15 protein-coding genes are annotated in these 20,967 nt (G+C 61.0%); 8 read left to right on the top strand and 7 right to left on the bottom strand.

Translation table 11 applies throughout. From position 1 onward, the window contains the following. Nucleotides 1-464: 464 nt before the first annotated feature. From fdhF to ACR1XV_RS13685, 3 genes are all read right to left on the bottom strand, one after another. Nucleotides 465-3,248 (bottom strand): formate dehydrogenase subunit alpha, encoded by a 2,784-nt coding sequence (gene fdhF / locus ACR1XV_RS13695; protein ID WP_480532225.1) that lies wholly within the window; start codon nucleotides 3,246-3,248, stop codon nucleotides 465-467. A 14-nt stretch (nucleotides 3,249-3,262) separates the two neighbouring features. Next, a complete protein-coding gene (locus ACR1XV_RS13690; RefSeq protein ID WP_480532223.1) occupies nucleotides 3,263-4,966 on the bottom strand; it encodes an NAD(P)H-dependent oxidoreductase subunit E in 1,704 nt (567 codons plus the stop codon). Between the two features lie 108 nt (nucleotides 4,967-5,074). Then, entirely contained in the window at nucleotides 5,075-5,956 is an 882-nt protein-coding gene (locus ACR1XV_RS13685; RefSeq protein WP_480532221.1) for a LysR family transcriptional regulator, read from the bottom strand. A 117-nt stretch (nucleotides 5,957-6,073) separates the two neighbouring features. Between ACR1XV_RS13685 and ACR1XV_RS13680 the strand changes: the two genes are divergently transcribed. The 3 genes from ACR1XV_RS13680 to ACR1XV_RS13670 all read left to right on the top strand — a co-directional run bounded on the left by ACR1XV_RS13680 (nucleotide 6,074) and on the right by ACR1XV_RS13670 (nucleotide 10,706). Further along, nucleotides 6,074-7,222 (top strand): succinate--CoA ligase subunit beta, encoded by a 1,149-nt coding sequence (locus ACR1XV_RS13680; RefSeq protein WP_480532219.1) that lies wholly within the window; start codon nucleotides 6,074-6,076, stop codon nucleotides 7,220-7,222. Between the two features lie 12 nt (nucleotides 7,223-7,234). Beyond that, a complete protein-coding gene (gene sucD, locus ACR1XV_RS13675; RefSeq protein ID WP_480532217.1) occupies nucleotides 7,235-8,122 on the top strand; it encodes a succinate--CoA ligase subunit alpha in 888 nt (295 codons plus the stop codon). Between the two features lie 304 nt (nucleotides 8,123-8,426). Beyond that, entirely contained in the window at nucleotides 8,427-10,706 is a 2,280-nt protein-coding gene (locus tag ACR1XV_RS13670) for an NADP-dependent malic enzyme (RefSeq protein ID WP_480532215.1), read from the top strand. 63 nt (nucleotides 10,707-10,769) lie between these two features. Here ACR1XV_RS13670 and ACR1XV_RS13665 read toward each other — a convergent pair whose 3' ends face one another. From ACR1XV_RS13665 to ACR1XV_RS13650, 4 genes are all read right to left on the bottom strand, one after another. Further along, nucleotides 10,770-12,368, bottom strand: a complete 1,599-nt coding sequence (locus ACR1XV_RS13665) for a phosphoenolpyruvate carboxykinase (protein WP_480532213.1) — start codon at nucleotides 12,366-12,368, stop codon at nucleotides 10,770-10,772. A gap of 249 nt (nucleotides 12,369-12,617) precedes the next feature. Continuing rightward, entirely contained in the window at nucleotides 12,618-14,054 is a 1,437-nt protein-coding gene (locus ACR1XV_RS13660; RefSeq protein ID WP_480532211.1) for an NAD-dependent succinate-semialdehyde dehydrogenase, read from the bottom strand. Between the two features lie 95 nt (nucleotides 14,055-14,149). Next, nucleotides 14,150-15,115, bottom strand: coding sequence for a LysR substrate-binding domain-containing protein (locus tag ACR1XV_RS13655; protein WP_480532209.1), 966 nt, complete (start codon nucleotides 15,113-15,115; stop codon nucleotides 14,150-14,152). Between the two features lie 10 nt (nucleotides 15,116-15,125). After that, nucleotides 15,126-15,896, bottom strand: a complete 771-nt coding sequence (locus ACR1XV_RS13650) for an aspartate dehydrogenase (protein ID WP_480532207.1) — start codon at nucleotides 15,894-15,896, stop codon at nucleotides 15,126-15,128. A gap of 146 nt (nucleotides 15,897-16,042) precedes the next feature. Here ACR1XV_RS13650 and ACR1XV_RS13645 point away from each other — a divergent pair, with 146 nt between their 5' ends. The 5 genes from ACR1XV_RS13645 to ACR1XV_RS13625 all read left to right on the top strand — a co-directional run bounded on the left by ACR1XV_RS13645 (nucleotide 16,043) and on the right by ACR1XV_RS13625 (nucleotide 20,965). Continuing rightward, entirely contained in the window at nucleotides 16,043-16,996 is a 954-nt protein-coding gene (locus ACR1XV_RS13645) for a dihydrodipicolinate synthase family protein (protein WP_480532205.1), read from the top strand. A 142-nt stretch (nucleotides 16,997-17,138) separates the two neighbouring features. Further along, nucleotides 17,139-17,702 carry a 3-hydroxyanthranilate 3,4-dioxygenase gene (locus ACR1XV_RS13640; RefSeq protein WP_480532203.1) on the top strand — a complete coding sequence of 188 codons (564 nt, stop codon included), beginning with the start codon at nucleotides 17,139-17,141 and terminating at the stop codon, nucleotides 17,700-17,702. 94 nt (nucleotides 17,703-17,796) lie between these two features. Then, complete coding sequence (locus tag ACR1XV_RS13635; protein ID WP_480532201.1) at nucleotides 17,797-18,960, top strand: ABC transporter substrate-binding protein; 1,164 nt, start codon at nucleotides 17,797-17,799, stop codon at nucleotides 18,958-18,960. 80 nt (nucleotides 18,961-19,040) lie between these two features. Next, nucleotides 19,041-19,967: a branched-chain amino acid ABC transporter permease gene (locus ACR1XV_RS13630; protein ID WP_480532199.1), complete on the top strand. Its 927-nt coding sequence runs from the start codon at nucleotides 19,041-19,043 to the stop codon at nucleotides 19,965-19,967. Then, entirely contained in the window at nucleotides 19,964-20,965 is a 1,002-nt protein-coding gene (locus tag ACR1XV_RS13625) for a branched-chain amino acid ABC transporter permease (protein ID WP_480532197.1), read from the top strand. Before ACR1XV_RS13630 ends, ACR1XV_RS13625 begins: the two co-directional genes overlap by 4 nt. Nucleotides 20,966-20,967: the final 2 nt, after the last annotated feature.

Raw genomic sequence — 20,967 nt, 5'->3', positions numbered from 1 at the left:
CGATTTCGACCGGGCAATTGGAATCTTGGATTTTCCTCGCCGCACATGCATCATAACGGGTCAAAGCATCGGGAGACAGGTTTGGTATCGGCCCGTGCGTCAGTGTCCGGGCAGGCAATCCAGTCAAGGCACCATCTGCCAGATAAGGCCGGTATTACCTTTGTTTTATTATGTATTTTTCCAGACTGGAAACCTCACCGAAGCGACACTGTCCCGTCGGCCGTGAAAATGCGCCGCGTCGCGGCGACGATTTTCTTCTCTGCAATCTGGTATTTGGCGCATCGGATACCCGACTCTGGTCGGCAATATTTCATTATCTCGCCGAAAGATTTCCAATTTGGTACATGGTATGCCAATGGAGATTCTTGCCACTGAACATTCAACCTCGCCGCCACTGGAAGTGATGCGCGACGGAAAAGGGCGGCCCCGCAAGGACCGCCCTCTTCGACATTGTAATAAGGGACCTACTCGGCCGCGACGGCATCCTCGATCTTTTCGACGCGAATGGCCGAAAACTTGAACTCGGGGATCTTGCCATATGGGTCGATGGCCGAGTTGGTCAGGATATTCGCCGCCGCCTCGACATAGGCAAACGGGATGAACACCATATCCTCGGCAATCGCCCGGTCGGCCCGTGCCATGATCTCGATCGAGCCACGGCGGGTGGTCAGGCGGATCGTCTCGCCCGGTTCGATCCCCATCAGCTTGAGCGTACGCGGGTTCATCGAACAGTTCGCCTCCGGTTCCACAGCATCCAGAACGTTGGACCGGCGGGTCATCGACCCGGTATGCCAGTGTTCCAGTTGCCGCCCCGTCGTGGCAATCATCGGGTATTCCTCATCCGGGGCCTCATCCGGCGGGATGACGCTGGCCGGGGTGAACTTGGCTTTGCCGCCCGCGCGCGGGAAGCCATCGCCAAACACGATAGACTGGCCCGGATCGGTATCGGACAGGGACGGATAGGTGATCGTCTCGGTTTCAAGCCGGTCCCAGGTGATGTTGTCGAGCGATTTCATCGTCAACTTCATCTCGGCAAAGACCTGAGACACATCGGTGTAGTCCCAGTTCAGTCCGATCCGCTGTGCCAGTTCAACGGTAATCGACCAATCCTCGCGCGCCTCACCCGGAGGGGTCACGGCGGGGCGCACCCGCTGCACCTGACGGTTGGTGTTCGAAACGGTGCCGTTCTTTTCATACAGTGCCGAGGCAGGCAGGATGATGTCGGCATAGTTTGCCGTTTCGGTCAGGAAGATATCCTGAACGATCATCAGGTCCAGCTTCGCCAGCGCTTCGCGGGCATGATTCACATCCGGGTCCGACATAGCCGGGTTTTCACCCAGGATATACATACCTTTGATGCTGCCCGCATAGATCTGGTCGATGATCTCGGTGACGGTCAGGCCCTTTTCATTCGAGAAGTCGTCCGAGTTCCAGACCTCGTTGAACTTGGAGCGGATGCCATCGTCGGTGACAGTCTGATAGTCAGGCAGGAACATCGGGATAAGGCCAGCATCGGATGCACCCTGCACGTTGTTCTGACCGCGCAGCGGGTGCAGACCCGCGCCGGGTTTACCAACGTTTCCGGTCATCAGAGCCAGAGAGATCAGACAGCGCGAGTTGTCCGTGCCGTGGATATGCTGGCTGACACCCATACCCCAAAAGATCAGACCAGCCTTGGCTTGCGCGAAGGTCCGCGCGACGCGGCGCAGCTGATCGGGTTCGATGCCGCAGATTGGGGCCATCGCTTCGGGCGTGAACTGACGCAGATGCTCTTTCTCGGCCTCCCAGTTCTCGGTCCAGCGGTGGATGTACTGGCTGTCATAAAGCTCCTCCTCGACGATCACGTTCATGATCGCGTTGAGCATTGAGACATCCGCGCCCGGACGGAACTGCAGCATTTCGTCAGCGAATTTGCGCATGCCAACGCCACGCGGATCCATCACGATCAGCTTGCCGCCACGCTTGGCGAATTGCTTGAAATAGGTCGCCGCGACAGGGTGGTTTTCGATCGGGTTGGCCCCGATGATGATCGCCACATCCGCATCCTTGATGTCGTTAAACGCCGCTGTCACGCCGCCCGAGCCTGTGTTCTCGATCAGGGCTGCCACAGACGAGGCGTGGCACAGACGGGTGCAGTGGTCGACGTTGTTGTGGCCGAAGCCCTGCCGAATGAACTTCTGGAACAGGTAGGCTTCTTCGTTGGTGCATTTGGCCGAACCAAAGCCTGCCATGCTGCGCGGATCTTCGTCGCGCATCGCTTTCAGCTTGGTGGCGGCCAGGTCCATCGCCTCTTCCCAGGTCGCTTCGCGGAAATGGGTCGACAGGTTCGCGGGATCGACATTCAGGCCCTTAGCTGGCGCGTCCTCGCGCCGGATCAGCGGCTTGGTCAGGCGGTGCGGGTGGTGGATATAGTCAAAGCCGAACCGACCTTTGACGCAAAGGCGGCCTTCGTTGGCGGGGCCGTTGATGCCCTCGACATACTTGACCTTGCCGTCCTTGACCTTCAGCGAGACCTTGCAGCCCACACCGCAGAACGGGCAGACGCTTTCGGTCTCGGAATCGTAGTCCTTGCTGTCTCCGCGCTGTTGGTCATCCAACACAGTGGCGGGCATCAGCGCGCCTGTCGGGCAGGCTTGAACGCATTCACCACAGGCCACACAGGTTGAATCGCCCATCGGATCGTTCTGGTCGAACACCACCTGCGCGGTATGGCCGCGACCGGCCATGCCGATCACGTCATTCACCTGAACCTCGCGGCAGGCGCGGACGCAGAGGTTGCAGTTGATACAAGCATCCAGATTGACCCGCATCGCAACATGGCTGTCATCCAGCAGCGGAATTTTCTCGGGTTCTTTCGCCGGGAACCGGCTGTCGCTGACATCGTTCAGCTTGGCCATGTCCCAGAAATGGCTGGAGGTATCATGCGCCTCTTCCGGCTGATCCGCGACCAGCAGTTCCATGACCAAGGCGCGGGATTTCTCGGCCCGCTCGCTGTCGGTCTTGACCACCATACCGTCGACGGCAGGGCGGATGCATGAGGCGACCAGCGTACGCTCACCTTCCACCTCGACCATACAGGCGCGGCAGTTGCCGTCGGGGCGATAACCCGGCTGCGGCTTGTGGCACAGGTGCGGGATGGTGAAACCCTGACCCTTGGCGGCTTCCCAGATTGTCCAGCCTTCGGGCACGGTGACATCTTCGCCATTGAGGTTGAAGGTGACGGTCTTGTTTGGGCTTGCGTCTAGCATGGCTCTGTCTCCCCTCAGATTTCGTCAGCGAAATGCTTCATGACCAGACGGATCGGGTTCGGGGCCGCCTGCCCCAGACCGCAGATCGAGGCATCGCCCATGACCTGACAAAGGTCTTCCAGCAGGTCCTGATCCCATTTGTCGGCCTGCATCAGCTTCACCGCCTTTTCACAACCCGCCCGGCAAGGCGTGCACTGGCCGCAGCTTTCATCCTCGAAGAACCGCAGCATGTTCAGTGCCGCGTCGCGCGCGGTGTCCTGATCGGACAGAACCACCACGGCGGCGGACCCGATGAACGTGCCCAGCGGCTGCAGAGTGTCAAAGTCGAGCGGGATGTCGTCAATATGGGAGGGGAGAATACCTGACGACGGCCCCCCCGGTTGATACGCCTTGAACACATGACCTTCGGCCATTCCGCCAGCGGCATCAATCACGTCAAGAATGGTTGACCCTGCGGGCAGCAAGTAAACCCCCGGCTTCGCCACCCGGCCCGAGACCGAATAGCTGCGCAGGCCCTTGCGGCCATTCTTTTCGGTGCTGCTCAGGCATTCCGGCCCTTCGCGGCACACTTTGGTGACCCAATAGAGCGTCTCGACATTGTGCACCAAGGTCGGACGATTAAAGACGCCAACCTGCGCCACGAACGGAGGACGGTGACGCGGCAGGCCTTTCTTTCCCTCAATCGATTCAATCATCGCGGATTCTTCGCCGCAGATATACGCACCAGCCCCCCGGCGCAGGTCGATATAGCCGGGTTGAACAATTCCGGCCTGCTCCAACACAGCAATCTCGCGGCGTAGAATTTCCAGCACGGCAGGGTATTCGTCGCGCATGTAGATGAAACAGGTTTCGGCTTCGACCGCCCATGCGGCGATCAACATGCCTTCAAGGAAGACATGCGGCGTGCGTTCCAGATAGTAGCGGTCTTTGAATGTACCGGGCTCTCCTTCGTCGCCGTTCACGGCCAGATAACGCGGGCCTTCGTTCATGCGAACAAAGCCCCATTTCTTGCCGGACGGGAAGCCAGCACCGCCCAGACCGCGCAGGCCCGAGGACAGGACGTCTTCCTGCACCTTCTCCCAATCGCCGCTCTCGCGCAGTTCTTTCAGTTTGGCATAGCCGCCATTGGCCTCATAAGCGGCAAAGGCTTCGTAGTCGGGCAGATGCGCATGGGTGTCATCCGCCGCAATCGCGGCCTGCACCTTTTCGGGGGTCGCGTGGTCGATGTGGTTGTGGCCGATCTCCAGCACTGGAGCGGTGTCGCAGCGACCCATGCAGGGTGCCCGGACAACACGAACCTCGGATGGGTCCAGACCGTCCTCCAACGCCTTTTGCAGCTGCTGGGCGCCAGCCATTTCGCAGGACAAAGAATCACAGACGCGGATCGTCAACGCAGGCGGAGGCGTCTCGCCCTCTTTCACCACGTCGAAATGGGCGTAGAAGGTCGCGGTCTCATAGATTTCGGCCTGACCGATGCGCATTTCGACCGCGAGGGCCGCGATGTGATCCGCACTGATATGGCCGTGTTCGTCCTGAATCAGATGCAGAAATTCGATCAGCAGGTCGCGGCGACGCGGACGGTCGCCCAACAGGCGCGCGATCTCGGCCTGCGCCTCATCCGTGAACTGACGGCCTTTGGGCGTGTGCCGCCCCTTGCCTTTACCTGACTTCCAGACGCCCTTGGGTGCGCCTGATGGCTTGGTATCTAATGGTGCCATGATGCCCTCCGGAAGACCCCGCCATGGGGCCTTAATCAGTGTAAGCTTATCCATCAATTTTTGTGAACTTCAATTAGTTCGTGCTGATGGCTTGATAATTCAAGCTTATCACGGTGCCGTGCAAATCCGGCGTAACGCTTTGACATTCGGCAGTTCCGGATCGCGGATCGGCGTAACTAGGCAAACCTCTTTTTCCAGCGTCGGCTCGACCAGCGGCAGCGCGACGGTTCCCTCGAGCCCGCCCAGCGATTCGACAAGGATCTTGGGAACGATGGTGGCCGACATCCCTTCGGACGCCAAAACCATGGATGCGGTGAACCCGCTGGTCTCGGACTTGACGTCCAGAACCACACCAAGCTCGCTGAACACGCGGTCAATAATGCGCCGGTTCTGCATTTGCGGTTCCAGCAGGCTCAGCGGCAGCTGCGCCGCCTCGGCCCAGGTGATCGAGCCGGTCTGGCCCGGCACGAACTGCTTGGGCGCAAGCAGCAGATAGGTTTCATCATAAAGCGGATCAACACGCAGAAAATCCGGTGCGATCCCCTCGCTATAGGTAAAACCAGCCTCATACTGCCCGTTCTCCAGCCCCTGCTGGATATCCAGCGAGGTTGTGGTTTTCAGACTGACGGTGATGCCGGGGTGTTGCGTCTGCAGATCCCGGACCGCCCGGGCAGCAAAGATGACGGCGGTCGGAATCGCGCCCACCGACAGCGTGCCCGTTGCCTCGCCACGTTTGGATCGGAACTCCTGCTCCATCACCTTGAGGTCGTCCAGCACCTTGCGGGCATGGCGCACCAGAGTCTCGCCTTCCGCCGTGAAACCCTGAAACCGGTTTCCGCGTTTGACGACGGCCGCGTTCAGCTTTTCCTCAATCTTGCGGATACGCATCGAAAAGGCGGGCTGCGACACGCCACAATCCTCTGCCGCGCGGGCAAAATGTTTGCGCCGCGCCAATGCCGATAGAAATTCCAGGTCTCGTAACGTGATCATAGGCGCCTCAAAGTCACCAAAGAAGTGGTTCAGTTTCCGCCATAATACAACCAGCATTGTTGACAGGCTCTGCTCTGTGGTATACCACATACCACAAATCGGGAAAGGAGAGCGGTCATGTTTCTTTCAGAACAGAAGTCAAAAGAGCTGTTGTCGCAATACGGTCTGCCGGTCCCCGAAGGCCGAGCAGCCAAGACCCCCGAACTGGCGGAAACCGCCTGCAAGGAGATCAACGCCCGGCGCTATGTCGTCAAAGCGCTGATCCCCGCGGGCGGGCGCGGCCTTGCCGGAGGTGTAAAATTCGCCGCAACGCCGTCTTCGGTCCGCGAGGTTGCCGAAAGCCTGCTGGGCACGACCCTTGTCACCGAACAGACCAGCGAGGCGGGCGAGCGTGTAGATGCCGTTTATGTCGAGGCGGCGATCGACATCGCAAAGGACTATTTTGTCGCCATTGCGCTGGATCCGAAAACCGGCGCACCGCTGCTGTTGGCCTCTCCGGATGGCGGGGTCACATTCGAACAGCGGTCGCGGATGGATGAGAGCACGGTCCGCACTCATATCCTGATCGCTGAAACCGAAGACAACCGCACCGCGCTCGAACGGTTTCTGAACGAGGTCGGACTCGAAGGTGCCACCGACAGCATCTATGCCGCCCGCCGCGCCTTTTGCGACAACGACATGACCCTGCTCGAAATCAACCCCTTTGCCCGCACGGCCAGCGGCGGCTGGATGGTGGTCGACGCCAAGATTCTGCTGGATGGCAACACCACGTTCCGCCATCCCGAGTTCGAGACCATGGCCTGGGACCTAAGTCAGCCGGAAAGCGAGTTGGAAGCGCAGAAAAACAACATCAATCTGGTCAAGCTGACCGGCAATATCGGTGTTGTTGCAAATGGGGCCGGACTGGGGCTTGCCACCCATGACATGCTGGTCGATGCCGGAGGCGATCCGGCCAATTTCATGGATATCCGCACCACCGCCAAAAGCTTCGATGTGGCCAAGGGGGTCGAACTGTTGCTGGGTGATCCAAACGTCAAAGCGATCCTGCTGAACGTGCATGGCGGCGGCATGACTGCAGCCGACACTGTCGCCGAAGGGGTGAATTTCGCCTATTCCCGGTCCCCGCGTCAGTTGCCGGTGATCGCCCATATCTCGGGCCAGAACGCCGAATGGGGCATCCGCATCCTGCGCGAACGCAAGGTGCCGGTAGAAACCTTTGACACCATGTCCCGCGCGGTCAGCCGCGTCGTCGAAATCGCCGGATAAGGAGGCCGAACCATGTCGATCTTCGTTGATTCAAACACCCGGGTGATCGTTCAGGGCATGACCGGTCGGGCCGGAACCTTTTACACCGATCAGGCGGTCCGCTATGGATCGACCTATGTCGGCGGTGTGCGCCCTGGCAAGGGCGGCACGCGGCATCTTGACATGCCGATGTTCGACACCGTTGCCGAAGCGATAACCGAAACCGGGGCCAATGCCAGCCTCGTCATCGTGCCCGCCCCCCATGCCGCTGACGCCATGATCGAGGCCATCGAGGCCGGCATCGGTGTCGTCGTCTGCGTGACAGAGCGGGTTCCCCAGCATGACATGAGCCGCGTCAAGGCTGTACTTGCGGGCACCGACTGCGTTCTGATCGGCCCCAACTCGCAGGGTATCCTGACACCCGGCCAGTGCAAGATCGGGGTCATGCCAACCCGCAACGCCAAACCCGGCAGCGTCGGGATCGCCTCACGCTCGGCCTCGCTGACATCCGAGGTTCTGGCCCAGTTCAGCAAGGCGGGCATGGGACAGTCCACCACGGTCGGCGTCGGCGGCGACACGCTGCATGGGGTGGATTTCGTGGACTGTCTGATACGGTTCAGAGATGACCCCGAAACCGAAACGGTCGTTCTGATCGGCGAGATCGGCGGGCGGTCGGAAGAAGATGCCGCTGCCTACCTGAACTCGGTCGATTACGGCAAACCTGTAGTCGCACTTGTGGTCGGACGTCACGCCCCCAAGGGTCGCAGGATGGGCCATGCCGGTACATTGTCCGTTTTGGGCGGCGGTTCGGCGCAGGAAAAAATCGCCAGCCTGCGCAATGCGGGTGTCCTGATCGCTGACGATGCCGATGATGTGGTGGCCTCGGTACTCCGGGCCCAGCCGCGCGCCAGGGCATCGTAACGACGGGGCTCCGCGCCTTTATCTGCGTAATGAAGACTGTCGAACGGATGTGCCCAAGCCACTGATGCCCGGCGACCATCCGCAAACGGCAGGGGTATTCGGGACCCGAAACCCTGCTGTTCTTCCGGGAAAGCATGCGCACGCTCCATGGCGATGCAAAACAGTCGCTGGACAAGCTGTTGCCGATGTTCAATTGATTGGAAAACAACCGCCCTGCGGCACGCTCGGCCACGCCCGCTGACCTGCAGACCCGGGGCCGTTTTTCCGCAAGGTCGGCTTGTGCAGTCATATGGGAGGCAACGCCGTGTCAAAGGACACCGACGGTAAGATTTCAAATCCGGCGCTGGACTATCACGAATTTCCGCAACCGGGAAAACTTGAAATCCGCGCCACCAAACCGCTGGCCAACAGCCGCGACCTGGCCCGCGCCTATTCGCCCGGGGTCGCCGATGCCTGCGTCGAAATCGCAAAGTCCCGCACCGAGGCGTTCCGCTATACCGCCAAGGGCAATCTGGTCGCCGTGATCTCGAACGGCTCGGCGGTTCTGGGGCTGGGCAATATCGGCGCGCAGGCCGCCAAGCCGGTGATGGAGGGCAAAGCCGTCCTGTTCAAGAAATTCGCCAATATCGACTGTTTCGATATCGAGGTGGATGAGACCGACCCCGAAAAGCTGGCCGATATCGTCTGCGCGCTGGAACCCACATTCGGCGCAGTCAACCTCGAGGATATCAAGGCCCCCGATTGCTTCGTGGTCGAAAAACTGTGCCGCGAGCGGATGAATATCCCGGTGTTTCACGATGACCAGCACGGCACCGCCATCGTGGTTGGTGCGGCAGCAACCAATGCGCTGCATGTGGCGGGCAAAAGTTTCGAGGACATCAAGGTCGTCTCGACCGGGGGCGGGGCCGCCGGGATTGCCTGTCTGGACATGATGGTCAAGCTGGGCGTGCGAAAAGAAAACATCTGGCTCTGTGACATTCACGGGCTGGTCTACAAGGGCCGGACCGAGGATATGAACCCGAAAAAGGAAAGCTATGCCCAGGCCTCGGATCTGCGGACGCTGGATCAGGTGATTGACGGGGCGGACTTCTTTCTGGGCCTCTCCGGGCCGGATGTGCTGTCGCAGGATATGGTCCGACGGATGGCACGGCGGCCGGTGATCTTTGCGCTGGCCAATCCAGTACCGGAAATCATGCCAGACGCCGCGCGCGAGGCCGCGCCCGATGCCATCATCGCCACGGGCCGGTCGGATTACCCCAATCAGGTCAACAACGTGCTGTGCTTTCCGTTCATCTTCCGCGGCGCGCTGGATGTGGGTGCGACCGAGATCAATGACGAAATGAAGCTGGCCTGCATCTCGGCCATCGCCGCGCTGGCGCGGACCACCACGATTGCCGAAACCGCAGCCGTTTACAAGGACGAGCAACTGGCCTTTGGCGCGGATTACCTGATCCCCAAACCGTTCGATCCCCGCCTGACCGGCGTTGTAGCCAGCGCCGTGGCGCGCGTGGCGATGGAAACGGGTGTGGCCACCCGGCCCATTGCCGATCTCGACGGGTACAAGGAATCGCTCGACGGGTCGGTGTTCCGCTCGGCCCTGTTGATGCGCCCCGTCTTCGAAAGCGCCCACCGGTCCCATCGCAAGGTGGTCTTTGCCGAGGGCGAAGATGAACGCGTCCTGCGCGCGGCGCAGGCCATGCTTGAAGAAACTACCACCTTGCCCATACTGATCGGTCGCCCCGGCATCGTGAATAAGAGGCTTGAAAGGATCGGCCTGTCGATCCGCGCCGGGGTGGATTTCGAGTTGGTGGATCCCGAACACGACTCGCGCCACGCGGAATACTGGCAGACCTATCACGGGCTGATGAAGCGCAAGGGCATCACCCCCGAACTGGCCCGTACGATCACCCGAACCAACACCACCGCCATCGCCGCGATCATGGTCTATCTGGGACAGGCCGACAGCATGATCTGCGGCACCTTCGGCCAGTTCCACTGGCACCTGCGCTATGTCACGCAACTGCTGCAGCGCGACGATCTGGCCCCGGTCGCGGCCCTGTCGATGATGATCCTGGAGGACGGCCCGCTGTTCATTGCCGACACGCAGGTCAACCAGTTACCGACGCCGGAACAGATTGCCGAAGCCGTCATCGGCTGTGGCCGCCACATCCGCCGGTTCGGGATCGAACCGCGGATCGCGCTGTGTTCCTATTCGCAATTTGGCGATCTCGACATTGATTCAGGTCGCCGGATGCGGGACGCGATGGACATTCTGGATGCCGCAAACCCCGATTTCATCTATGAGGGCGAAATGCATCTGGATGCCGCGCTGGATTTTGACATCCGGCAGCGGTTGATGCCCGATTCACGGCTGACCGGCACTGCAAACGCGCTGGTCTTTGCCAATGTCGATGCCGCCAGCGCGGTGCGCAACATCCTGAAGATCAAGGCAAACGGGCTTGAAGTCGGGCCGATCCTGATGGGCATGGGCAACAAGGCGCATGTGGTCACCCCCGCGATCACCGCCCGTGGCTTGCTGAATATGTCCGCGCTGGCCGGAACCCCGGTGGCGCATTACGGCTGACGCGCGGATGCGATGAAAAAGCCCGGCCTTGGAGGGCCGGGCTTGTGACTTCTTGGGGGCGTCTTACCCGACGACCACCTCTTTCAGCTCATCCCCGACATAAGGCAGATACTGCTCGAAATTGTCGGCAAACATCTTCACCAGTTTGGCGGCCTGCCGGTCATATGCCTCGGGGTCGTCCCAGGTGCGGCGCGGGTTCAGCAGCACCTCGGCAACGCCGGGCGCAGCAACGGGAACATCAAAGCCGAAATTCGGGTCCTTGCGGTATTCCACATTGTCCAACGATCCGTCCAGAGCCGAGCTGAGCAGGGCCCGGGTCGCGCGGATCGGCATCCGCGAGCCGATCCCGTAGGCCCCACCGGTCCAACCCGAGTTGACGATCCAGCAGGTCGAGCCATGTTCGATGATCTTGTCGCGCAGCAGCTTGCCGTAGACCTCGGGGCGGCGCGGCATGAAGGGGGCGCCGAAACAGGTGGAAAAGACCGGCTGCGGCTCGGTCAGGCCGCGTTCGGTTCCGGCCATCTTGGCGGTAAAGCCCAGCAGGAAGTGATACATCGCCTGATCCGGGGTCAGCCGGGCAATCGGCGGCATGACACCAAAGGCGTCGCAGGTCAGCATGATGACATTCTTCGGATGCCCCCCCTGCCCGCTTTGCGAGGCATTGGGGATATAGTCCAGCGGATAGGCGCAGCGCATGTTTTCCGTCAGGCTGGTATCCTGATAGTCCAGTTCACGCGTGTCCTCGTCATAGACCATGTTTTCGATCACGGTCCCGAACATGGAACAAGTGGCATAGATCTCGGGCTCGGCCTCGGCGCTCAGGTTGATGGTCTTGGCGTAACACCCGCCCTCGAAGTTAAAGACCCCGCGGTCGGACCAACCATGTTCGTCATCCCCTAAGAGCGTGCGGTTCGGGTCCGCCGACAAGGTGGTCTTGCCGGTGCCGCTGAGGCCGAAAAACACCGCTGAATCCTGGGGGTTTCCGTTAGCGTGGTTAGCCGAGCAATGCATCGGCATGACGCCTTTCTCGGGCAGCAGAAAGTTCATCAGCCCAAAGGCGGATTTCTTATTCTCGCCCGCATATTCGGTATTGCCGATCAGGATCAGCTTTTTCTCGATATTGACGGCGATCACGGTTTCCGAGTTGCAGCCATGCCGCGCGGGATCGGCCTTGAAACTGGGGCAGTTGATGATGGTGTAGTCGCTGACGAAATCGTCCAGATCCTCGCGGTCGGGCCGGCGCAGCATGTAGCGGATGAACAGGTTATGCCAGGCCAGCTCGTTGATGACACGCACCTTGATGCTGTGGCGCGGGTCGGCCCCTGCGATCAGATCCTGAACGAAATAATCCCGTCCCTCCATATGAGCCAGCATGTCCTCGTAGAGCCGGTCGAACGGCTCGGGATCCATCGGCGCATTGTTCTCCCACCAGATGTCGTTTTCGGTGGTGGCGTTGCGCACGGTGAACTTGTCCTTGGGCGAGCGGCCGGTGAATTCCCCGGTGCTGACCAACAGCGCCCCGCCCTGCCCCATCTCGCCTTCGTTGCGTTCCAGGGCGGCTTCGACCAGCGCGGATTGCATCAGGTTGTAGTGGACATTCCCCAACCCCGTAATCCCCTGATCTTCAAGCCGGAATTGCGGGTTAACCCGTCCAGATGACATCGTTCTCATTCTCCTCTTGCGGCGCGGCGCGTCATGGTGAGACGGTGCATACCGGCTGGTCCGGGCTGATGATTCAGCCTGTGCGGCGGGACAGTAACATGCAAGTTCAACGGCTGCCCAGCGGGTTTTGGCACGGTTAGCGCCATCACTTCCACATTTAGCGCAACCAGTTTTTTGGTCTACGTTCTGTGGCTTGCAGCGGGCGCCAATCGCAAATTCAGGCATCAGGTCACAGGAGACGCGAACGCGTCATACGATCCTCATGCTATGCGAGATATTCTTCACGATCTGGTAGTTCTCGAGCCCCTCCGTCCCGCCCTCGCGGCCCGAGCCGCTGGCTTTGACACCGCCGAAAGGGGTTTCTGGCAACGACGCCTCCAGCGTGTTGAACGAGATGTTGCCCGCCTCAACGTCATCCGTCATCTGATCGATGTAGTCGGCCCGGTTGGTAAACCCATATGCAGCAAGCCCGTAAGGCACCGCATTGGCCTGCCGGATCGCCTCGTCCAGCGTGGCCACCGGGTTGATCACCGCCAACGGGCCGAACGGTTCTTCGTGCATGACCCGCGCCGTCTCGGGCACGTTGGCCAGAACCGTCGGCTGCAGGAAGTGACCCTTCGGGCCGATGGCCGCGCCGCCGGTCAGCACCTGCGCGCCCTTGGCGCGGGCGTCCTCAATCAGTTTAAGCAGCGCAGGCACCCGGCGGGCATTGGCCAGCGGCCCCATTTCGACGCCCGGCTCGACCCCGTTGCCCACCACCGTTGCCGCAGCGCGTTCGGCAAAGGTGCTCAGGAACCTGTCAAAGATGCTCTCATGCACGAAAAAGCGCGTGGGCGAGGTGCAGACCTGCCCGGCGTTGCGGTATTTGCGCACCGCGCCGCAGAGCGCCGCGCGCTCGACATCGGTATCTTCGCAGACGATGACGGGGGCGTGCCCGCCCAGTTCCATCAGCGCCCGGGTGTCGTGTTGCGCTGCCAGAGCGGACAGGTGGCGGCCCACCACGGTGGAACCGGTAAAAGCGACAAGCCGCACCGGATCCTGCCGGATCAGATGGGTCGAGATATCCGCCGGGGTACCGAAGACCAGATTCAACACCCCTTTGGGCAGGCCCGCATCGTGGAAAGCCCGAGCGATATGTAGCGCGCCCGCCGGCGTCTCTTCGGCGGCCTTGAGGATGATGGAGCAGCCCGAGGCCAGCGCCCCGGCGATCTTGCGGGCAGGCTGGCTCATGGGGAAATTCCACGGCGACAGTCCCAGCGTCACACCGATGGGCTGGTGATGCACCACATAGCGCACACCGGGGGCCGAGGGGATCACCCGGCCATAGGTTCGCACCGCCTCGCCCGCATCCCATTCGAAAAATTCGCACCCCCGGATCACCTCAAGCCGGGCCTGCGCCAGAGGTTTGCCATGCTCGGCGGTGATCGACTGCGCGATCTCTTCCTGACGCTGGCGCATCAGGGCAGCCGCTTTCAGCAAAACATCAGCGCGGTCCCGGGGGGCGGTCTTGCGCCAGATGCGAAACCCGGCCTCGGCCGCCTGCAGCGCATCGTCCAGATCGCCCAGCCGTGCATGAGGTAGACGGCCGATCTCTTCCTCAGTCGCGGGATTGAGAACAGGCAGAGTCTCGGGGGTCTTCCGCCATGCGCCGTCGATATAAAGTTGCAGGTCGGGATAGATGCTCATGGGGGCCCTCGCATTCGCCTGTTGCGGCAAGGTTTCATGCCGGTGCACCCCGATACAATTGAATTGAGCAAATACTGATATCCGTTTGGCTGATATCAGCCCGTCGCCTGCGCCTCTTTCATTTGGCACGCCGCCGTGCGCAGCGCCTGCAGGAACGCAGCACCCGCCGGTGACAGGGATGCCTCGCCCCGATGCGAGGCCCCGACCGGACCCGCACCGAAGGGCACCGGCCAGTCGACCCGGGCCAGCACCCCGCGCTCGATATCCGGGGCCGCGACATGGGCGGGCATCAACCCCACGAACCCATGGCTGCGCAGCAACGCGCGGTTGGCAAGGTACGAAACCGACTCGATGGCGATATCGGGGGTGAACTGACCCTGCTTGACGAAATACTGGTCGGTCTGACGGCGCAGCGTGGTCTCGGCCGGGGGCAGAATCCAGCTATGGGCCTTGAGTTGTTCGAACTCCACACCCGGCGCACCGGCCAGGGGATGCTGAGGCCCGACAACGGCGATGACCCGTTCGTCAAAAAACGTCTCTTGCACGATCTTGGCCCGGTGGCGGTGGCTGGGCAGGCGGCCCACCACGATGTCGATCTCGCCGGACAGCAGGCCCGGCATCAACACCTCGTTCGTACCCTCGGCAATCTTGATCGCCACGTTCGGGCGATCCTTCAGAATCTGCCCCACCGCCAGCGGCAACAACGCCGGAGAGGCCGCCAGCAGCGTCCCCACCACCACGCGCCCGCTGTTGCCTTCGTTCAGATCATCCAACTCCTGCGCGGCGTTCGAGACCTGCGCAAAGATCAGCTTGCCATGCCGGATCAGCGTTTCGCCAAACACCGTCGGCACGACGCCGCGATTGGTGCGGTCGAACAGCTTGACCTCGAAATCAAGCTCCAGATCCTGAATCATCTTGGTCGCGGCAGGTTGGGATATGCCCAGATCGCGCGCCGCGTTCTGAATGCTGCCGCGCTGCCCCACCGCCACCAACAGCCGAAGCTGCCGCAGTTTCAGGCGCGTCAGGGCGCGGTCGACGATGCGATTGTGACGGGTGACCATGGCTGTGACCTCAGATGACGATGTCGGACTTTTCCCGCACGATGGCCGCCACCGCGCTCATCGCGGCGAGGGCAGAGCTGCGCGGATTATCCGGCAAGGCGCGGCCTTCGATACGGAAGGAGAACGATCCAAACGCGCCGCTGGCGTGGATTTCGTGGATATTGGCGGTGATCGACGGATCGGCCACCAGCCGCACCCGCGTCGCTTCGAACCCCGCCCCGGCCAGCGCCACCGCCGCCGCGACGTTGGCGTTCTTGGGATAGCGTAGCGCCGCCTGCCGCGCGTCCCCCTCGAAATGGGTTGCGGGATCGGTCAGGGCCTCAAGGTCGATGTGATCCTCGGCGGGTGATCCTTTCCACCCAGACGGCGGTTTGCGCCCGGTATAGACCACCTCGCTCAGCCCGCCGATGCGGGCGGCGGCAAGACAGTCCAGCGCCCCGATCGCGCCGCTGGCCAGGATCAGCCGCGCGCGCCCCGCCTGTGCCGCGCGCTGCAGCCTGTCATGCAGCCCCGCATCCGCCAGCGCACCAACCGAAACGGTCACCAGATCCATGCCGCGTTCAAGGATCGCCGGGCCATGTTCGATCAATGCCGAATGGCCTGCGCAATCCACCATGAGATCGATGTCGGCAGGCAGATCCGCCACCTCCGCCACTCGCTGAACCTCCGGGGTATCACCGGCTTTCACTTTGCCGGGCCGCACCAGCAGGACATGGGGCAGGCCCAGATGGTCGCAGACATACCGCCCGATTGCGCCTTCGCCGATGACTCCGATCTTCATGTATCCTCCTGCCTTTGACACCAGATATATGAAATCAAGTGTCGCTGGGTATAGTATTTTCGGATAGCCATATTAGCGCAATGGATTGGCATTCCACCCCTGCCCCGCGCCTTTATGCCCAAACCAGCAAAGACGGAGCCCGCGCAATGCAATACGCCAAACACGAAGCCAAAGCTTATGCGCGCGAGACCATGCGCGGGATCTGGGCCGCAGCGCTGAACCCGTTTGACGCCGATCTTGCACTGGACGAGGCCGCGCTGCGCCGCAACATCCGCCACTGGATCGACGATCTGAGCATTCAGGGCCTGTTCATCGCCGGCAAGCAGGGCGAGTTCTGGTCGATGTCTCTGGAAGAACGCAAGCGCAACATGACGATTGCGGTTGAGGAATGCGCGGGCAAAGCCGGGACAATCATGTCGATCTCGGATCAGTCGGTCGACACAGTGCTGGACCTGGGCCGTCATGCGCAGGAGTGCGGTGCCGACTATGTGGTGGTGCACACGCCGATGCTCAGCTTCTGCCACGACCGGGATGAGGTTCTTTACCAGTATTACAAATACCTCTGCGACCGGCTGGACATCGGCATCGCCATGTGGAGCCACCCCGATTGCGGCTATCTGATGGAGCCGGAGACCTGCGCGCGGATTGCCGAACTGCCCAACATCATGGCCATCAAATACTCGGTCCCGCGCGAGATGTATGCGCGGCTGACCCAAATGGCCGGCGACAGGATTCTGGTCTCAACCTCGGCAGAAGACGACTGGTTGGACAACATCGAAGAACTGGGCTGGCAGCTGTACCTGTGTTCCTCTCCGCCCTATCTGCTGCAAACCCGGAACGACCGGCGGATGCATGAATATACCGAACTGGCCTTTGCCGGACAGTTCGACGCCGCCCGGCGTGTGCGTGACAGCCTGAACCCGGTCCGCGATGCGATCCGTCGCACCAAACCCGGCGGCAAGCCGACCGCCCACAGCAAATACTGGCAGGATTTGCTGGGCCAGACGGGTGGTCGGGTTCGACATCCGATGCTGGAACTGACCGACGCCGAAAAGGCCGATATCGCCGCCGCCTTCGAGGGATGCGGGCTGCGTCTTTGACCGGCAGCTCAAACGCCCCAGATATCATGAAAGGTGATATCCAGTTTCTCTGAAACAAATATTTCCTTGCGCGGGTCTCCTCTAGGCTTTCATATCAGGACCCACGGGTCCAGCTGCGACGCTGCCTAATCCGGAGGAGATCATGCCCCTGCATCCGACGCTGAAGCCTTTCAACTTCAAGAAATGGGTCGAGGATAACGCCGACAAGTTGCGCCCGCCGGTGGGCAATCAGTTGCTGCACAAGGAAGGCGACATGATCGTCATGGTCGTCGGCGGCCCCAACACCCGGGTTGATTTCCATGATGACCCGGTCGAGGAATGGTTCTTTCAGCAAAAGGGCGACATGATGCTGAAAATCGCCGAGGGGGGCAAAATCTATGACGTACCGGTGCGCGAGGGCGAGGTATTTATGCTGCCCCCGCATGTCCGCCACGCCCCTCAGCGCCCGCAGGAAGGATCGGTCGGCATCGTCGTCGAAGCCCCGCGCCAGCCGGGCATGAAAGAGGGCTTCGAATGGTTCTGCTTCAACTGCGAAAGCCTGGTACACCGCGAAGAAGTCGCGCTTGATGGCCCCGAAGGTATCGTAACCGCCCTGCCCAAAATCTATGACGCGTTCCACAACAGCACCGAGGCGCGCACCTGCCCCAAATGCGGCACCTTGCACCCCGGCAAGGGAAAGCCACCGGAGGGTTGGGTGAAGCTTTAAGCTTGAATGTTTAGGCTTGAAATAATTACTGGAACGCATAAGGTTTCAACAAAAAGCGGTATAAACCGCAGTACGCAACAATAGGGAGATTGAAATGAGGACCATGAAACTTGGGCTGTTAGCCGGTCTGATGCTGTCGTCTACGGCGGCATTTGCCGAAGACCTCAAGATCGGCATGATCACTACCCTGTCGGGTCCGGCGGGGTATCTGGGTGCGGATGTGCGTGACGGCTTCATGCTGGCCATCGAGGAAGAAGGCGGCACACTGGGCGGCGTCCCGGTCGAGGTTCTGGTCGAAGATGACGGGCTGAAGCCCGAAAACGGGCGCGCGATTGCCGAACGTTTTCTGGAACGCGATGAGGTCGAGATTATGACCGGCGTCATCTTTTCGAACATCGCCCCCGTTGTGGCTCCACTGACCCTGCGGGCGGACCGGTTCTACATCTCACCCAATTCGGGGCCTTCGCAATTTGCGGGCAGCAAATGCCACGAGAACTATTTCGTGGCCTCGTGGCAGAACGACTCGCTGCACGAATCTGCAGGGATCAACGCGAATAACCTAGGCTACAAGAACGCCTATATCCTCGCGCCGAACTATCAGGCGGGCAAGGACGCTTTGGCGGGGTTCAAGCGCTTTTTCGATGGTGAGATCGTGGGCGAGACCTACACTCAACTGGGCCAGACCGACTATGCTGCCGAGATCGCCAAGATCCGCGCCGCCGATCCAGAGATGGTGTTCCACTTCCTGCCCGGCGGCATGGGCATCAACTTTATGAAGCAATATGATCAGGCTGGTTTGCGCGCCGACGTGCCACTGGTACTGGCCGCACCATCGGCGGATATCAACATCCTGCGGGCCGTGGGGGAATCCATGGTGGGCGTGGCCAACAGCTCACACTGGAACCACGATCTGGACAACGAGGCGAACAAAGCCTTTGTCGCGGGCTTTGCCGAGAAATATGACCGTCTACCCACCGTCTATGCCAGCCAGGGCTATGACACCGCGCGCCTGATCTCCAGCGCGCTCAAGGCAACAGGCGGCAAGGTGACCGAAGATATGGATGGCTTCCGCGAGGCCTTGCGTGCAGCCGATTTCGACTCGGTGCGCGGCCCGTTCCGGTTCAACTCGAACAACCACCCGGTTCAGAACTGGTATAGCCGCGTTGTGGTCGAAGAAGACGGCCAGTTCCGCAACAAGGTCACCGGCATCATCGCCGAGGATCATGCCGACGCCTATGTCGGCGATTGCAAGCTGTAATCGCAACCTGACAACAGGGACCGGCCTGTCCACGATATGCCGGTCCTGAACGCACCCCTTCCCAACAGGTACCCCAAGACGTGTCTCAGCTTGTTTTCGAGCAGTTCCTGAACGGCATCCAGCTGGGCATGTTCCTGTTTCTGGTCTCGGCCGGGCTGACCCTGGTGTTCGGTTTCATGAGCATCATCAACCTGGCCCATGGTTCCCTGTTCATGATCGGAGCCTATTCGATCGCCCTGATCTCAGGCGCGACGGGATCATTCTGGATCGGCTTGATCCTGTGCCTGCCTGTCACCGCGCTGGCGGCGCTGCTGATCGAGGTCCTGATCATCCGACCGCTCTACACCCGCGATCATCTGGATCAGGTGCTGGCGACCTTCGGGCTGATCCTGTTCATCAACGAAGGCACCACAATGCTGATGGGCCGGACACCGCAATTTGTCGACGTGCCTGCCGCCCTATCCGGCAGTGTCGAATTGTTCGGCGTGTTCTCGTACCCGCTTTACCGTCTGGCGATCATTGCTTCCGGCCTGATCGTCGCGGCCATCCTGTGGTTCATCATCACCCGAACGCGGGTCGGGATGCAGATCCGGGCGGGCACGACCAACCGTGAGATCGTGCAGCAACTGGGCGTCAATATCGACGGGCTGAACACCGCGATCTTCGTCGTCGGTGCCATGTTTGCCGGTCTGGCCGGAGCGATGGCCGGTCCGCTGACCTCGGTCGAGGTCGGGATGGGTGAGAACCTGCTGATCCTGTGCTTTGTCTGTATCGTGATCGGCGGCATCGGTTCGATCCGTGGCGCGCTGTTCGGGGCATTGACCGTGGGCATCGTCGATACCATGGGGCGGTCGTTTCTGCCTTCGATCCTGGGTGCGTTTCTGGACCCGGCCTCTGCCAGCGGGATTGCGGCGGGGCTGTCTTCGATGTCGATCTACCTGCTGATGGTGATCGTGCTTGTACTGAAACCCACGGGGCTGTTCCCGGTTGCCGGACGGGCCTCATGATCAGCGAACGTCACCTCCCCAAAGTCTTCGCCCTTGGCGTATTCGCCCTGCTGGTGCTGCCGTTTCTGTTGCAGGCGGCGGGCTCGTCCTATCTGATCTCGACCGCCACCCGTCTGGTGATCTTCGCCATCGCCGCCATCAGCCTTGACCTGCTGATAGGCTATACCGGGCTGGTGTCCTTTGGCCATGCGGCGTTTCTGGGGGTCGGAGCCTACACGGTCGGCATCCTGTCCTTTCACGCGTACGAGGGCGACACGTTCTTTGGCCTGCCGGGCACACTCTCCGGTCTGATCGTACTGCCACTGGCGGTGGGTTTGTCCGCCCTTGTTGCGCTGGCTATCGGTGCCCTGTCCTTACGGACCAAGGGCGTCTATTTCATCATGATCACGCTCAGTTTCGGGCAAATGCTGTTCTTTCTGTTCGTGTCGCTTGAGAAATATGGCGGCGATGACGGAATGATGATGTTTGACGGGCGAAATACCCTGCCCGGGCTGGACCTGAATGATCGCATATCCTTCTACTATTTCTGTCTGACCTGCCTGATCGCATTCTTCTGGTTCTGTCGCAGGCTGGTGGCGTCGAAATTCGGCCGCACCCTGCAGGCGATCCGCCAGAATGAGGCGCGCTTGTCCTCGATCGGAATCCAGCCCTACACCGCCAAGCTGCTGATCTTTGTCATCGCCGGGGCCGGGGCCGGGCTGGCCGGGGCGCTTTCGGCCAACCACACCGAGTTCGTCAGCCCCGCCCTCACCCATTGGACCCGGTCGGGCGATCTGATGATCGTGGTCATTCTGGGCGGCATCGGCACCCTGCTGGGCCCGGTGCTGGGCACCATCGTCTTTCTGCTGCTGGAAGAGTTCCTGCCCCTGATCCTGCATTCCATCGGGCTGGACCTGCTCAGCGAACACTGGCGGTTCGTGCTGGGGCCGATCCTGATCCTGATCGTGCTGTTTGCCAAATCCGGCATCTACGGCCTGCTGTTCCGGGCGAAGGAGTAGGC

This window comes from Ruegeria sp. AD2(2025), assembly GCF_056542385.1.
Note: the sequence above shows the minus strand (reverse complement) of the source record. Positions and strands in the feature narration are given on the sequence as shown.

Bases quoted from the DNA above. Each gene is read 5' to 3' on its own strand.
- fdhF (WP_480532225.1), bottom strand. From the start codon at position 3,248: ATGCTAGACGCAAGCCCAAACAAGACCGTCACCTTCAACCTCAATGGC.
- ACR1XV_RS13690 (WP_480532223.1), bottom strand. From the start codon at position 4,966: ATGGCACCATTAGATACCAAGCCATCAGGCGCACCCAAGGGCGTCTGG.
- ACR1XV_RS13685 (WP_480532221.1), bottom strand. From the start codon at position 5,956: ATGATCACGTTACGAGACCTGGAATTTCTATCGGCATTGGCGCGGCGC.
- ACR1XV_RS13680 (WP_480532219.1), top strand. From the start codon at position 6,074: ATGTTTCTTTCAGAACAGAAGTCAAAAGAGCTGTTGTCGCAATACGGT.
- sucD (WP_480532217.1), top strand. From the start codon at position 7,235: ATGTCGATCTTCGTTGATTCAAACACCCGGGTGATCGTTCAGGGCATG.
- ACR1XV_RS13665 (WP_480532213.1), bottom strand. From the start codon at position 12,368: ATGTCATCTGGACGGGTTAACCCGCAATTCCGGCTTGAAGATCAGGGG.
- ACR1XV_RS13660 (WP_480532211.1), bottom strand. From the start codon at position 14,054: ATGAGCATCTATCCCGACCTGCAACTTTATATCGACGGCGCATGGCGG.
- ACR1XV_RS13655 (WP_480532209.1), bottom strand. From the start codon at position 15,115: ATGGTCACCCGTCACAATCGCATCGTCGACCGCGCCCTGACGCGCCTG.
- ACR1XV_RS13650 (WP_480532207.1), bottom strand. From the start codon at position 15,896: ATGAAGATCGGAGTCATCGGCGAAGGCGCAATCGGGCGGTATGTCTGC.
- ACR1XV_RS13645 (WP_480532205.1), top strand. From the start codon at position 16,043: ATGCAATACGCCAAACACGAAGCCAAAGCTTATGCGCGCGAGACCATG.
- ACR1XV_RS13640 (WP_480532203.1), top strand. From the start codon at position 17,139: ATGCCCCTGCATCCGACGCTGAAGCCTTTCAACTTCAAGAAATGGGTC.
- ACR1XV_RS13635 (WP_480532201.1), top strand. From the start codon at position 17,797: ATGAGGACCATGAAACTTGGGCTGTTAGCCGGTCTGATGCTGTCGTCT.
- ACR1XV_RS13625 (WP_480532197.1), top strand. From the start codon at position 19,964: ATGATCAGCGAACGTCACCTCCCCAAAGTCTTCGCCCTTGGCGTATTC.